Source organism: Caulobacter henricii, from assembly GCF_001414055.1.
Classification (GTDB): domain Bacteria; phylum Pseudomonadota; class Alphaproteobacteria; order Caulobacterales; family Caulobacteraceae; genus Caulobacter; species Caulobacter henricii.
Genome location: NZ_CP013002.1, coordinates 1132593 through 1145414, shown reverse-complemented (window position 1 = coordinate 1145414; position 12822 = coordinate 1132593). Strand labels below are relative to the sequence as shown.

The following is a 12822-nucleotide window of genomic DNA, read 5'->3' as shown; positions in this document are numbered from 1 at the left end:
GACGAGCTTAGGCGCCGGCCTTGATCTGCTCGCGGGCCTGGGCCAGCAGTTCGTCCATCTTCATGCGCACTTCGGATTCGGACACCGAGACGCCGGAACCCTTGAGGTCGCCGGCAACCTTGCGCAGCACGTCGTCGTCGCCCGGCTGCTCAAAGTCGGACTTCACAACGGCGCGGGCATATTCCTCAGCGGTTTCCAGGCCCATCAGGCCGGCCGCCCATTCGCCCAGCAGGCGGTTGCGGCGGGCCGTAGCCTTGAACTCCAGGTCCTGGTCCAGAACGAACTTGCGTTCGAAACCCTGTTCGCGATCGTCAAAGGTGGTCATGAAGGCCCCAATAGCATGTCAGGCGGCTGTCTATCCCGGGACGGGCCAAGCCGCAATCGGCGGATACGCCGCAGTGTCCGGTTTAACCCCGTCAACCTGAACGGCCCCTGACCCCGCGTTTGCGCGGCAGCCCTCATTCAGATAAGTTCAGACTGACATTTTCAGTGAGCGGCCTTGAGTCGAACGCCGCGCGCAGCTATCCGGCCGCGCGCGCTTTTCGTTTCTTCGACGGGGCGCCGTTTTACATCCAGAAGGGCCTCGACGAGAGCCATGACCACCCGCCGCAAGAAGATCTACGAAGGCAAGGCCAAGATCCTGTACGAGGGTCCCGAACCCGGCACCCTGATCCAGTACTTCAAGGATGACGCCACCGCCTTCAACGGCGAGAAGAAGGCCCAGCTGGAAGGCAAGGGTGTGATCAACAACCGGATCAGCGAGTACATCATGACTCGCCTGAACGGCATCGGCGTCCAGAACCACTTCATCCGCCGGCTGAACCTGCGCGAGCAGCTGATCAAGGAAGTCGAGATCATTCCGCTCGAAGTGGTGGTGCGCAACATCGCCGCCGGTTCGATCGCCACGCGCCTGGGCCTGACCGAAGGCCAGCCCCTGCCGCGCTCGATCATCGAGTTCTACTACAAGGAAGACAAGCTCAACGACCCGATGGTGTCGGAAGAGCACATCACCGCCTTCAACTGGGCCGCAACCCAGGAGATCGACGACATGATGGCCATGGCCCTGCGGGTGAACGACTATCTGTCGGGCCTGTTCAGCGGTGTCGGCATCACCCTGGTCGACTTCAAGATCGAGTTTGGCCGCATCTATGAAGGCGACTTCAGCCGCGTGATCCTGGCTGACGAGATCAGCCCCGACAGCTGCCGCCTGTGGGACAGCCAGACCAACGAGAAGCTGGACAAGGACCGCTTCCGTCGCGATCTGGGCAATGTCATCGAGAGCTATACCGAGGTGGCGCGCCGCCTGGGTATCATGAAGGAAATGCCCACCGTCATTCAGGGCGGCATGCACTAGCCCACAGGACCCTTCTCCCGGAGGGAGAAGGAGGGGCCCGCGCCGCTGGCGTGGGAGGATGAGGGGTCAAACCCTCTCCGGTTGGCCCCGTAACCCCTCACCCTCCCATGCTCGGCATGGGTGCATTTCCCTCCCCTTGGCCTCTCCCCAAGGAAGAGGGTCGAAGAAGGTCGAACCGCGATGAAAGCCAAGGTCCAAGTCTTCCTGAAGCCCGGCGTCCTCGACGTCCAGGGTAAGGCCGTCGAAGCCGCCCTGCACGGCCTGGGCTGGTCCGACGTCCAGAATGTCCGCGTCGGCCGCACCATTGAGTTCGACGTGGCCGACGGCGACGCCGACAAGGCCCGGGCCGAGGTCAAGTCGATGTGCGACAAGCTGCTCGCCAATACGGTGATCGAGAGCTACGCCATCGAGGTCGGCTAGACCGATCAGGCGGCAAAGCTGCTCCTGAGCGTTTCCAGGCTGGTTTCCCGGATCGGGTCAAGATCCAGATCCGGATCCACCAGCTTCTGGGTACTCAGGCCCAGCAGCAGGGCCCCGACCATCAGGGCGGCCGAGTCGGCATTGAATCCGGGTCGGATCACCCCCTCGGCCTGGCCGCGCAGGAACAGGGTCTCAAGCCGGATCTCGACGTCCTTGTGAGCGGCGGCGAATGGCCCGCGCAGGTCCGAGATCTCGGCCACGGCCCCGGACATCATCATGAAATAGGCGCGCATCTCGCCATCCTCCGCCAGGTTGCGGAGATAGATGTCCACAAAGCCCAGGATCGCCTCGAGCCCATTGGCAGACTCCAGCTGACGATCGGTCAGCAGGTGCTGCAACCGCGCCTGAAGCCGCGCGATCAGGGCCTCGATCAGCCCCTGTTTCGAGCCGAACCTCTGGGTGACCAGGCCGCGGCTGTAGCCTGCCCTCGCCCCGATATTCTCGAAGGTCGCCGCCGCCATGCCGCGTTCGACGATCAGCTCGGCGGCCGCTCGCAGGAGCTCGCTCTCCGACTGCTGACGGCGGTCGAACTGGCTGCGACGAGCGGCAGGAACCTTAAGGGTCGAAGTCATCTTGCGCAGACTATTTATTTGTTGGACAACTAGCAAATAAGAAGGGCGGTCGCGAATTGGCCACCGGAGGAGTCAGGAGCCTACGCATGACCATTCCCGTCGAGATCGCCAACACCATTATCGACCCGAAGGCCTATGCCGACGGCGACCGCATCGACCAGGCCTTCGCCCGACTGCGGCGCGAAAGCCCGCTGGAGGTGGCACAGCCCGATGGTTTCGACCCCTTCTGGGTGGTCACCCGCCATGCTGACATTCTCGAGGTCGAGCGCCAGAACGAGCTGTTCCACAACGGCGACCGATCGACCATCGTCACCACCATCGAGGCCGACAAGAAGGTGCGCGAGATGATGGGCGGCTCGCCCCATCTGGTGCGATCCCTGGTCCAGATGGATAATCCGGACCATTTCGCCTATCGCCGCGTGACCCAGGGCTCGCTGCTGCCGCAGAACCTGCGGACACTGGAGGCGCGGATCCGCGAGATTGCCCGCGGCTTCGTCGATCGCATGGCCCAGCAGGGCGACCGCTGCGACTTCGCCCGCGATGTGGCCTTCCTCTACCCGCTGCACGTGATCATGGAGGTCCTCGGCGTGCCGGAGGCCGATGAGCCGCGCATGCTGAAACTGACCCAGGAACTGTTCGGCAATGCCGATCCCGACCTGAACCGCGACGGCAAGGTCGTGACCGACATCAGCGCCGGCATCGACAGCCTGCAATCGGTGGTCATGGACTTCATGATGTATTTCAATGCCATGACCGAGGACCGCCGGGCCAATCCGCGCGAGGACCTGGCCAGCATCATCGCCAATGGCAAGATCGACGGCCAGCCGATGGGCCACCTGGAGGCCATGAGCTACTACATCATCGCCGCCACGGCCGGCCACGACACCACCTCCTCGACCACCGCCGGCGCGCTGTGGGCCCTGGCCGAGAACCCCGACCAGTTCGCCCGGGTCAAGGCCGACCCCAGCCTGATCCCGGGCCTGGTCGAGGAATCGATCCGCTGGGTCACGCCGGTGAAGCACTTCATGCGCACCGCCACGGCCGATGCCGAACTGGCCGGCCGCAAGATCGCCAAGGGCGACTGGCTGATGCTGTCCTATCCCTCGGGCAACCGCGACGAGGCGGTGTTCGAGGACCCGTTCAGCTTCAGGATCGACCGGACGCCCAACAAGCACGTCGCCTTCGGCTACGGGGCCCATGTCTGCCTTGGCCAGCACCTGGCGCGGATGGAGATGCGGGTCCTGTGGGAAGAACTGTTCGCCCGCCTCGACAGCGTCGAACTGGACGGCACGCCCACCCGCATGACCGCCAACTTCGTCTGCGGCCCCAAGTCGGTGCCGATCCGCTTCAAGATGAACTGAGGCGGCGATGAGCGAACCCTTCAAGGTCTGGCAGTGCCGAACCTGCGGCTACATCTATGACGAGGCCGAAGGCGATCCGGGCGAAGGCCTGGCCCCGGGCACCCGGTGGGCGGACATCCCCGCCCACTGGATCTGCCCCCTGTGCGGTACGCCGAAATCGGACTTCGACATGATCGAGCTGTGAGGGCGACGTCCCTGGATCTCTCCGTCATTCCCGCCCTTACCTGAGGAGGATGGAGCGTGACGGGAATAGCCGAGCGCCAGTGCCGCAAGCGGACATTCCGCTGGTCTGTTTGGGGTAAGCAGCGGCGCTCGAGACCCCTCTCTCAAAGAGAGATGGACCATGAAGTTCCGCAACGGGTCGAAGTTTACCATCGGCGTCCTGCCGACAACCGGACCTTCAGACCGTCACTGCCCGTCGGTTGACACCCGCCCGCATGGCGGGAACCTCTGGTCAGCCTGGCCGTGAGGACCAAGCGGAAGGGAGACCGTCGATGAGCGCCAAGTTCCAACTGGCCGAAATCAATATCGGACGCCTGAAGGCCCCGATCGATGATCCGCTGATCAGGGACTTCGCCGACAACCTCGACCGGATAAACGCCCTGGCCGAGGCCTCACCCGGCTTCGTGTGGCGGCTCACGGGCGAGGGGAACAATGCCACGGACCTGGCGATTGACGACGATCCGCTGCTGATCCCGAACCTGTCGGTCTGGACCGATATCGCCGCGCTCGGAGCCTTCGTCTATCGCAGCGGCCATGTCGCGCTCATGCGCCGCCGCCACGAATGGTTCGAGCCGCGCAAGGACTCGATGGCCCTCTGGTGGGTCCCGGAAGGCCACAGGCCGACCCTGGCCGAGGCCCTGGAGCGGTTGGCGCAGCTGGCGACCCACGGGCCGGGCCCAGAGGCCTTCACCTTCAGGACGCCCTTCCCGGCCCCGACCGGCCAGGCAGAAGCGCCTGTTCCGGACGAATGCGCCTGAGTTTCCGGTTACGCGGGCCTGACATCCTGCCCGAACGCTGCTAAGAGCCCGCGCCATGAAAGCCGCCGTCATCGTCTTCCCCGGGTCCAACTGCGACCGCGATTGCAAGGTTGCCATCGAGCGCTCGGCCGGAGCCCGCGTCGAGATGGTCTGGCACCAGGAAACGGCCCTGCCGGATGACCTGGACCTGATCGTCCTGCCAGGCGGCTTCTCCTATGGCGACTATCTGCGCTGCGGGGCCATGGCCGCCCAGAGCCCGGTCATGAAAGAGGTCGTCAAGGCCGCCGACAGCGGCATGGCCGTGGTCGGCATCTGCAACGGCTTCCAGGTGCTGTGCGAGGCGGGCCTGCTGCCCGGGGCCCTGCTGCGCAACGAAAAGCTGAAATACATCTGCAAGCCGGTGGCGCTCGACATCGTCAACAGCCAGACCCGCTTCACCGCCGAGTTCGGCGAGCAGCGCGAGGCGGTGATGACCGTCGGCAACGGCGAGGGTAATTTCTTCGCCGACGAAGAGACGCTGAACCGCATCGAGGGCGAAGGCCAGGTGGTGTTCCGCTACAAGGACAACCCCAACGGCTCGGCCCGCGACATTGCCGGTATCGTCAATGCCAAGGGCAATGTCCTGGGCCTGATGCCCCACCCAGACCGGTCGTTTGACGCCGACCTGGGCTCGGAAGACGGCGCGATCCTGTTCCGCAGCGTGTTCGCCAGCGCCTGAGTACCCTTCTCCCGCAAAGGGAGACGGATCGGCTAGCGCAACACCATAGCCCCCCGTCCAAACCGCTCCTAAGGTGCCTGCCTCTTCAGGAGCGCACCATGAGTCTCGTCACCCCCCTGCGCGCGGGGCTTCTGGCCGCCGTCGCGACCATCGCCCTCGCCGCCCAGGCCACCGCCCAGATCCCGGCCCTTACGCCGGACATCGACGGCAAGTATGTCGCCGCCAAGGTCGGCTATGGCTACGACAAGCGCGTGGTCATGATCCCCATGCGCGACGGGACCAAGCTCTACACCGTCATCGTGATCCCCAAGGGCGGCAAGAGTCTGCCGATCATCATGACCCGCACGCCCTACAACGCCGCCAAGCGGGCCACGCGCAACGAAAGCCCGCGGATGATCTCGACCCTGCCCCAGGGCGACGAGCCGTTCGTGGCCGACGGCGGCTATATCCGCGTCTTCCAGGACGTGCGCGGCAAGTATGGTTCGGAAGGCGACTATGTGATGACCCGGCCGCTGAAGGGGCCGCTGAATTCCTCCGAGGTCGATCACTCGACCGACGCCTATGACACCATCGACTGGCTGATGAAGAACGTGCCCGAGACCAACGGCAAGGTCGGGATGATGGGCAGTTCCTATGAGGGCTTCACGGTGGTGATGGCCCTGGCCAATCCGCACCCGGCCCTGAAGGTGGCCGCGCCGATGAGCCCGATGATCGACGGCTGGATGGGCGACGACTGGTTCCACCACGGCGCGTTCCGGCAGATCAATTTCGACTTCTTCGCCAGTCAGACCACGGCGCGCGGCGCGGCCGATGACGTGACCCGTCCCGGCTATGACGACTACGAGACCTTCCGCCGCGCGGGCTCGGCCGGCGACTACGCAAAGCTGAACGGTCTGGACGGCCTGCCCTGGTGGAAGAAGCTGGTCGAAAACACGGCCTATACGCCGTTCTGGAGCGAGCAGGCCCTCGACAAGACCATGGCCAAGACGCCGCTCAAGGTGCCGGTCATGTGGATCCAGGGCCTGTGGGACCAGGAAGACATGTGGGGCGGCGTCCACGCCTATGCCGCTACCGAGCCCAAGGACGTCGCCAACGACAAGAGCTTCCTGGTGCTGGGCCCCTGGCGGCACAGCCAGGTCAATTATGACGGCTACAATCTGGGTCCGTTCAAGTGGGAGGGCGACACCGCCCTGCAGTTCCGGCGCGACACCCTCAAGCCCTTCTTCGACCAGTATCTGAAGGACGGTGCGCCCAAGGCCGACACGCCGCCGGTGCTGATCTACAATACCGGGGCCAACCACTGGGACCGCTTCAAGACCTGGCCCCTGGCCTGCGAGAGCAACTGCCAGAGCACGTCAAAGCCGCTGTATCTGGCAGCCGGCGGCGGCCTGTCCTTCACCGCCCCGGCAGCGGCCAAGGGCGCGGCGGCCTTTGACGAATATGTCTCCGATCCGGCCAAGCCCGTACCTTACGTACCGCGCCCGGTGCGCTTCGCCGACGGCGACCGCTGGAAAACGTGGCTGGTTACCGACCAGCGCGCCTTTGCGGACCGCACCGATGTACTGACCTACACGACCGAGCCTCTGGACAAGCCCGTGACCATTGCCGGCGTCCCCAAGGTCAATCTGATCGCCTCGACCAGCGGCTCCGACAGCGACTGGGTGGTCAAGCTGATCGACGTCTATCCCGACGAGGTTCCCAGCCAGCCCGAACTGGGCGGCTACCAGCTGGCCGTCGGCATGGACATCTTCCGGGGACGGTATCGCGAGAGTTTCAGCGATCCCAAGGCGATCAAGCCCAATACGCCGCTGAAGTACCAGTTCATCCTGCCGACCGCCAACCACACCTTCCTGCCGGGGCACCGGATCATGGTGCAGGTGCAGTCCAGCTGGTTCCCGCTCTATGATCGCAACCCGCAGACCTTCACGCCCAATATCCTGCTGGCCAAGCCGGCCGACTATGTGAAGGCCACCCAGCGGGTGTTCCGTGCCGGCGACACGGCCAGCTTCATCGAGCTGCCGGTCGTCGAGAAGTAAGACCCATGACAAAGGGCCGGCGACAGATCGCCGGCCCTTCCTCATTTCTCGGTCGCCTGACCCTCAGCGGTCAGTGCGATGGGCACCGTCAGGCTTGACCTGACCGGTCTGATCCTTGCGGTCGCTCTTGTCCGCCTGACCGCCCGGGTTATGGCCCGCTTCTTCAGGCTTGGGCTGGGCCTGCTTCTGCTGTTGGCCGGGGGCCGGGGGCCGGGGGCCGGGCGGGCCGGATCGGCCTGTTGCTGCTCAGGCTTGCGATTGTTGTCAGCCATCGACGTTCACTCCTTGGCACTGCGCGCATGGGGCGCACGGAGAAACAACGTCGGCAGGGGTGTGGCGTTCCTCAGGCAGAGCTGCCTTAGTTGCGGCCAAGCTTCTGAATTTTCACGGGATCTGCAATGACCTGACCCTTCATATAGGGATCGCCGGCGGTACTGACGGTCGGGGCCTTGTGGATGGCCCGCACCACGTCCATGCCCGCGATGACCCGGCCAAAGGCTGCGAACCCCTGGCCATCCGGATTGCGCGCCCCGCCGAAGTCGAGGGCCGGATTGTCGCCGATACAGATAAAGAACTCCGCGCCGGCCGTGCCCGGGGCATCACGAGCCATCGAGATCACCCCGTCCACATGCCGCAGGCCGGTCTGGCGGGTGGTTTCATGGGCGATGGCCGGCAGCGGGCTGTCATCGCGGTTCAGCCCGCCCTGGATCACGCTGATGGTTGCCGGGTTGTTGTCGTTCCAGGGTCCGACGGTGCGATAGAAGCTGCCGCCGTCGAGGAGGTGCTGGTCGGCATAGGCGAGGAAGTTGGCGACGGTGATCGGGGCCCTGTCGGCATAGAGTTCAATGACGATGTCGCCCCGTCCAGTCGCCAGCCTCACCTGAACCGGACCCGGGGCCGCGGCCCCGAGCGGCGCGACCAGCAGGGCGACCAGGAGGCGGCGGCGGTCGATTTCTGCTGTCGGTCCGGGCATGGCGGGTGAACCTCTGTCGGCGGGGCGGGTTTTCCCGGCATGACCATGTTCGCCCGCTTCGCCCCGGGGTTTCAAGCCGGACAGTCGCCTGTCTGGACCTGCACAGCCGACCAAGCTCGCTCCGAGAGGGAGAGTGGTGGAAAGTGGCGCGCGTCGCGTCACTTAGTGGTCTCGAACAAGAAGCGACGATCTCAGGGCCGTGCCTCCGCGCGGAAACCGAAATCCGTCGACGACCTCGAGCGGACGAGACCATGAGCACACCTGAACCCGTCAGCGGCGTCCCTGTCTGGGCCCGCAAGCGCCGCAAGCCCGGCAATCCGCTGGTCAATGTGGTCGTGGTTCCGCTGTGCCTGCTCGGCGCTTTGACGGCGGGGTTGGCGTTCCAGCAGAAGTCGTTCGCCGGGGCTGGAGCCCGGATGGACAGCTGGATCGCCATCGCCCACAAGCAGACCACAGCGGCCCTTGACGATCTGTCCGGCAAGCCGGCCAAGGTCAGTGCGCCGGATGCGATGGAGGAAGTCCCCGCCGGCAAGTCGGGTCGCATAGGCGGATAATCCGGCCACTAACCGGTCCTCGCCGGTGGCGGAATCCGTGGTAGCGCGCTAGAACGCGCCCCCATGAGCACCTCCTCCACGCCCTCCGCAAAGTCCATGGCCGAGATGGCCCGCGAATTCGGCCTCAATGCCGAGGAATATGCCGTCGTTCTCGACCGCCTGGGCCGCGAGCCCAATCTGGTCGAGCTGGGCGTGTTCTCGGTGATGTGGAGCGAGCACTGCTCGTACAAGTCCTCCAAGAACCAGCTGAAAAAGTTCCCGATCAGCGGCCCGCGCGTGATCTGTGGACCGGGCGAGAACGCCGGCGTCATCGACATCGGCGATGGCGACGCGATCATCTTCAAGATGGAGAGCCACAACCACCCCTCCTACATCGAACCCTATCAGGGCGCGGCGACGGGTGTCGGCGGCATCATGCGCGACGTCTTCACCATGGGCGCGCGCCCCATTGCCCTGCTGAACGCCCTGCGCTTTGGTGACCCCAGCCATCCGAAGACCAAGCGACTTGTCGACGGCGTCGTGGCCGGCATCGCCGGCTACGGCAACTGCGTGGGCGTGCCGACGGTCGCGGGCGAGACCAACTTCCACAAGGGCTACAACGGCAACATCCTGGTCAACGCCATGTGTGTGGGTCACGCCGAGGCCGACAAGATCTTCTATTCCGCCGCCCCGGGCGCGGGCCTGGCCGTGGTCTATTTCGGCTCCAAGACCGGCCGCGACGGCATCCACGGCGCGACCATGTCCTCGGCCGAATTCTCGGAAGACTCCGAGGAAAAGCGCCCCACCGTCCAGGTCGGCGACCCCTTTGCCGAAAAGCTGCTGATCGAGGCCACCCTGGAACTAATGGCCACCGGCGCCGTCGCCGCCATCCAGGACATGGGTGCCGCAGGCCTGACCTCCTCCTCGGTCGAGATGGCCGGCAAGGGCGGGGTCGGCATCGAGCTGAACATGGACATGGTGCCCCAGCGCGAAACCGGCATGACCGCCTATGAGATGATGCTCTCGGAAAGCCAGGAGCGCATGCTGGCCGTGCTCAAGCCCGGCCGCGAGCACGAAGGCCACGCCATCTTCGAAAAATGGGGCCTGGACGCGGCTGTCATCGGCTACACGACCGACACCGGCCGCCTGGTCCTGAAGCATCACGGCGAAACCGTCTGCGACGTGCCGCTGGCCCCGCTGTTCGACGACGCCCCGCTCTATGACCGCCCGTGGGTGCAGCCGACCCTGCATCCGCGCCTCGACCCGGCGACGATCCCCGCGCCGGGCGACTGGACCGCCGCTGTGCTCAAGGTCGTCGGCAGCCCCGACATGGCCTCCAAGCGCTGGCTGTGGGAACAGTATGACCGCCACGTGATGGCCGACACCCTGGAAGACAGCGCCACGGGCTGCGACGCCGGCATCGTGCGCATCCACGGCAAGGGCAAGGCCATCGCGGTGACCAGCGACGTCACCCCGCGCTATGTCCAGAACGATCCCTATGAAGGCGGCAAGCAGGCCGTGGCCGAAGCCTGGCGCAACCTGACCGCCGCCGGCTCCCTGCCCATCGCCATCACCGACAACCTCAATTTCGGCAGCCCCGAAAAGCCCGAGACCATGGGCCAGATCGTCCGCGCCACCGACGGCATGGCCGAGGCCTGCCGGGCGCTGGACTTCCCGGTCGTGTCCGGGAACGTGTCGCTCTATAACGAGACCAACGGCGTCGCCATTCCGCCGACCCCGACAGTCGGTGCCGTGGGCCTGCTCGAGGACTATGACCTGCGCATGGGCTTCGGCAATGTGGCCGAAGGTGACACCCTGATCCTGATCGGCGAGACCCAGGGCGAACTGGGCGCGTCGATCTATCTGCGCGAAATCCTGGGCCGCGAAGACGGTGCCCCGCCGCCGGTCGACCTGGCGGCCGAGCGCAAGCACGGCGACTTCGTCCGCGCCCTGATCCCCACCGGCCTGGTGGCCGGCCTGCACGACCTGTCGGACGGTGGCCTGCTGATCGCGGCGGCCGACGTGGCCCTGGCCAGCAAGGTCGGGATCACCCTGAACGCCTCCAGCCAGACCAATGCCCACCCCTATCTGTTCGGCGAGGACCAGGCCCGCTACCTGATTGCCACCCCGGACCCCGAGGCGGTTCTGGCAGCGGCCAAGGAGGCCCGCATCCATGCCTGCCAGGCGGGCGTGGCCGGCGGCGACGCCTTCGGCTCGAAGGATCTGTTCTCGATCCCCCTGCAAACCCTGCGCGATGCCCACGAGGCCTGGCTGCCGGGATTCATGGCGAGCTGAGCTGCGCCACGTCCCGGCCACGATTGCCCGCGAGAAGTCAGCTCATGATGAAACGTCTGACGCCCATACTGGCCGTTATCGGCCTGCCCCTGGCCCTGGCCGCCTGTGCCACGGCCGCACCGGAGCGTTCGGGGTTCCTGAGCGGCTATGACAGCCTGCAGGCACCGGAACGGGGCGGTCGGGCCAAGGTCCGGCAGTTTCAGGACCTACCCGCCCTTCTGACCGTCCAGCGGATCTCGCTGACGCCGGCGATCCTGTCAGACGGTGCCGATCAGCGCTCTCCCCTCACCCCGGTCGAGCGCGATGCCGTTTTGCGCGAGGTGGATGCACAGCTCTGTTTTGAACTGTCCAAGCGTTATGAGATCGTGCCGACCGACAAGGCCGATGCCGAGGTCCGCGCGGCCGTGACCTGGTTCGAGCCGACGGGCCGGTTCGCCTCGGCAGCTTCGGCCGCGTCCGCCTTCTTCATTCCCGGCCCGATCGGGCTCCGCGCGCCCGGGACCCTGGGCGGATTGGGCGTCGAGGCGGAAATGCGCACGGACGGCGGCAAGCGTCAGGTCGCCGCCCTGGCCTGGGCCCGCCGCGCCATGGCCGTCGGCACCGATGATCCGTCCCTGTCGCGCCTGGGTGACGCCCTGCAGTTTGCCGAACCCTTCGCGGACGCTGCGGCCTCGGTGATGAGCCCCAAGGACCGCAAGCGCCTGAAGATCGACTCCAAGACCGACCCCTGCAAGGCCTATGGCGACCGCTTCCAGCCCGGGGGCCTGGCCGCCCGGATGATCACCAATCTTTACGTGCCGGATTCAAGGGACGGCGCGGCCACCAAGGCCCCGCCGCCCAAGAACTAGAGCTGTTACTGGCTAAGGCCGGCCTCAGGGCATCAGCACGGTGTCGATGACGTGGATCACGCCATTGGACTGCAGCACGTCCGCCACGGTGATATTGGACACCCCGCCCTTGGCGTCGGTGATGGTCCAGCCGTGATGGCCCTTGGCGATGGTGATCGGCTCACCCTGGACGGTGGTCAGAACGGCCTTGCCGCCGCCCGCCATGGCCTTGGCGGCGATGTCGGCTGCGGTCAGCCGGCCTGCGACGACGTGATAGGTCAGGATGGTGGTCAGGGTGGCCTTGTTCTCAGGCTTGACCAGGGTCTCGACCGTGCCGGCCGGCAATTTGGCAAAGGCGGCATTGGTGGGCGCGAACACCGTGAACGGGCCGGGGCTGGACAGCGTCTCGACCAGACCGGCGGCCTTGACGGCGGCAACCAGGGTGGTGTGATCCTTGGAATTGACGGCATTCTCGATAATATTACGGCTCGGATACATGGCCGCACCACCGACCATCACAGTTTTTCCATGATGAGCGCCGTGGTGATCCATCGCCGCCATAGCAGTCCCGGCGCAGGACATCGAAAGCACGCCAGCAAAGGCGAGCAGTGTGGACTTCTTCATTAGATCGTCTCCGGGGAAGTTTACTGGTCCGTTGCTGGGACAAGCGGAGTTACGGCCGTGCTGAACGCC

14 protein-coding genes are annotated in these 12822 nt (G+C 65.6%); 10 read left to right on the top strand and 4 right to left on the bottom strand.

Translation table 11 applies throughout. From position 1 onward, the window contains the following. Positions 1–7: 7 nt before the first annotated feature. Positions 8–325, bottom strand: a complete 318-nt coding sequence (locus tag AQ619_RS05390; protein ID WP_062145232.1) for a DUF1476 domain-containing protein — start codon at positions 323–325, stop codon at positions 8–10. 270 nt (positions 326–595) lie between these two features. On the opposite strand from AQ619_RS05390, the gene purC reads away from it, so the two are divergent. Both purC and purS read left to right on the top strand, forming a co-directional pair. Continuing rightward, on the top strand, positions 596–1354 hold the full coding sequence (gene purC, locus AQ619_RS05385) for a phosphoribosylaminoimidazolesuccinocarboxamide synthase (protein ID WP_062145229.1): 759 nt from the start codon (positions 596–598) through the stop codon (positions 1352–1354). A gap of 180 nt (positions 1355–1534) precedes the next feature. After that, positions 1535–1774, top strand: a complete 240-nt coding sequence (gene purS / locus AQ619_RS05380; protein WP_062145227.1) for a phosphoribosylformylglycinamidine synthase subunit PurS — start codon at positions 1535–1537, stop codon at positions 1772–1774. Positions 1775–1779: 5 nt separating this feature from the next. On the opposite strand, the gene AQ619_RS05375 is transcribed toward purS, so the two are convergent. Beyond that, positions 1780–2406, bottom strand: coding sequence for a TetR/AcrR family transcriptional regulator (locus AQ619_RS05375; RefSeq protein WP_174515173.1), 627 nt, complete (start codon positions 2404–2406; stop codon positions 1780–1782). 86 nt (positions 2407–2492) lie between these two features. Between AQ619_RS05375 and AQ619_RS05370 the strand changes: the two genes are divergently transcribed. The 5 genes from AQ619_RS05370 to AQ619_RS05350 all read left to right on the top strand — a co-directional run bounded on the left by AQ619_RS05370 (position 2493) and on the right by AQ619_RS05350 (position 7501). Next, positions 2493–3767: a cytochrome P450 gene (locus AQ619_RS05370; RefSeq protein WP_062145223.1), complete on the top strand. Its 1275-nt coding sequence runs from the start codon at positions 2493–2495 to the stop codon at positions 3765–3767. A gap of 7 nt (positions 3768–3774) precedes the next feature. Next, positions 3775–3951, top strand: a complete 177-nt coding sequence (locus AQ619_RS05365; RefSeq protein ID WP_062145221.1) for a rubredoxin — start codon at positions 3775–3777, stop codon at positions 3949–3951. A gap of 310 nt (positions 3952–4261) precedes the next feature. Continuing rightward, positions 4262–4747, top strand: coding sequence for a DUF3291 domain-containing protein (locus AQ619_RS05360; RefSeq protein ID WP_062145219.1), 486 nt, complete (start codon positions 4262–4264; stop codon positions 4745–4747). Between the two features lie 55 nt (positions 4748–4802). Continuing rightward, entirely contained in the window at positions 4803–5465 is a 663-nt protein-coding gene (gene purQ, locus AQ619_RS05355) for a phosphoribosylformylglycinamidine synthase subunit PurQ (RefSeq protein ID WP_062145217.1), read from the top strand. 98 nt (positions 5466–5563) lie between these two features. Further along, positions 5564–7501 (top strand): CocE/NonD family hydrolase, encoded by a 1938-nt coding sequence (locus tag AQ619_RS05350; RefSeq protein ID WP_062145215.1) that lies wholly within the window; start codon positions 5564–5566, stop codon positions 7499–7501. A 358-nt stretch (positions 7502–7859) separates the two neighbouring features. Here AQ619_RS05350 and AQ619_RS05345 read toward each other — a convergent pair whose 3' ends face one another. After that, positions 7860–8474, bottom strand: a complete 615-nt coding sequence (locus AQ619_RS05345) for a peptidylprolyl isomerase (protein ID WP_062145213.1) — start codon at positions 8472–8474, stop codon at positions 7860–7862. 251 nt (positions 8475–8725) lie between these two features. Between AQ619_RS05345 and AQ619_RS05340 the strand changes: the two genes are divergently transcribed. The 3 genes from AQ619_RS05340 (at position 8726) to AQ619_RS05330 (ending at position 12150) form a co-directional block, all read left to right on the top strand. After that, complete coding sequence (locus AQ619_RS05340; protein WP_062145211.1) at positions 8726–9028, top strand: hypothetical protein; 303 nt, start codon at positions 8726–8728, stop codon at positions 9026–9028. A 63-nt stretch (positions 9029–9091) separates the two neighbouring features. Continuing rightward, a complete protein-coding gene (gene purL / locus AQ619_RS05335; protein ID WP_062145209.1) occupies positions 9092–11302 on the top strand; it encodes a phosphoribosylformylglycinamidine synthase subunit PurL in 2211 nt (736 codons plus the stop codon). 44 nt (positions 11303–11346) lie between these two features. Further along, positions 11347–12150, top strand: a complete 804-nt coding sequence (locus AQ619_RS05330) for a DUF3313 family protein (protein WP_062145207.1) — start codon at positions 11347–11349, stop codon at positions 12148–12150. A gap of 24 nt (positions 12151–12174) precedes the next feature. Here AQ619_RS05330 and AQ619_RS05325 read toward each other — a convergent pair whose 3' ends face one another. After that, positions 12175–12753, bottom strand: coding sequence for a fasciclin domain-containing protein (locus AQ619_RS05325; protein ID WP_174515172.1), 579 nt, complete (start codon positions 12751–12753; stop codon positions 12175–12177). Positions 12754–12822 lie beyond the last annotated feature (69 nt).

Bases quoted from the DNA above. Each gene is read 5' to 3' on its own strand.
- AQ619_RS05375 (WP_174515173.1), bottom strand. From the start codon at position 2,406: ATGACTTCGACCCTTAAGGTTCCTGCCGCTCGTCGCAGCCAGTTCGAC.
- purC (WP_062145229.1), top strand. From the start codon at position 596: ATGACCACCCGCCGCAAGAAGATCTACGAAGGCAAGGCCAAGATCCTG.
- AQ619_RS05360 (WP_062145219.1), top strand. From the start codon at position 4,262: ATGAGCGCCAAGTTCCAACTGGCCGAAATCAATATCGGACGCCTGAAG.
- AQ619_RS05330 (WP_062145207.1), top strand. From the start codon at position 11,347: ATGATGAAACGTCTGACGCCCATACTGGCCGTTATCGGCCTGCCCCTG.
- AQ619_RS05370 (WP_062145223.1), top strand. From the start codon at position 2,493: ATGACCATTCCCGTCGAGATCGCCAACACCATTATCGACCCGAAGGCC.
- AQ619_RS05365 (WP_062145221.1), top strand. From the start codon at position 3,775: ATGAGCGAACCCTTCAAGGTCTGGCAGTGCCGAACCTGCGGCTACATC.
- AQ619_RS05345 (WP_062145213.1), bottom strand. From the start codon at position 8,474: ATGCCCGGACCGACAGCAGAAATCGACCGCCGCCGCCTCCTGGTCGCC.
- purQ (WP_062145217.1), top strand. From the start codon at position 4,803: ATGAAAGCCGCCGTCATCGTCTTCCCCGGGTCCAACTGCGACCGCGAT.
- AQ619_RS05350 (WP_062145215.1), top strand. From the start codon at position 5,564: ATGAGTCTCGTCACCCCCCTGCGCGCGGGGCTTCTGGCCGCCGTCGCG.
- AQ619_RS05325 (WP_174515172.1), bottom strand. From the start codon at position 12,753: ATGAAGAAGTCCACACTGCTCGCCTTTGCTGGCGTGCTTTCGATGTCC.
- purS (WP_062145227.1), top strand. From the start codon at position 1,535: ATGAAAGCCAAGGTCCAAGTCTTCCTGAAGCCCGGCGTCCTCGACGTC.
- AQ619_RS05390 (WP_062145232.1), bottom strand. From the start codon at position 325: ATGACCACCTTTGACGATCGCGAACAGGGTTTCGAACGCAAGTTCGTT.
- purL (WP_062145209.1), top strand. From the start codon at position 9,092: ATGAGCACCTCCTCCACGCCCTCCGCAAAGTCCATGGCCGAGATGGCC.
- AQ619_RS05340 (WP_062145211.1), top strand. From the start codon at position 8,726: ATGAGCACACCTGAACCCGTCAGCGGCGTCCCTGTCTGGGCCCGCAAG.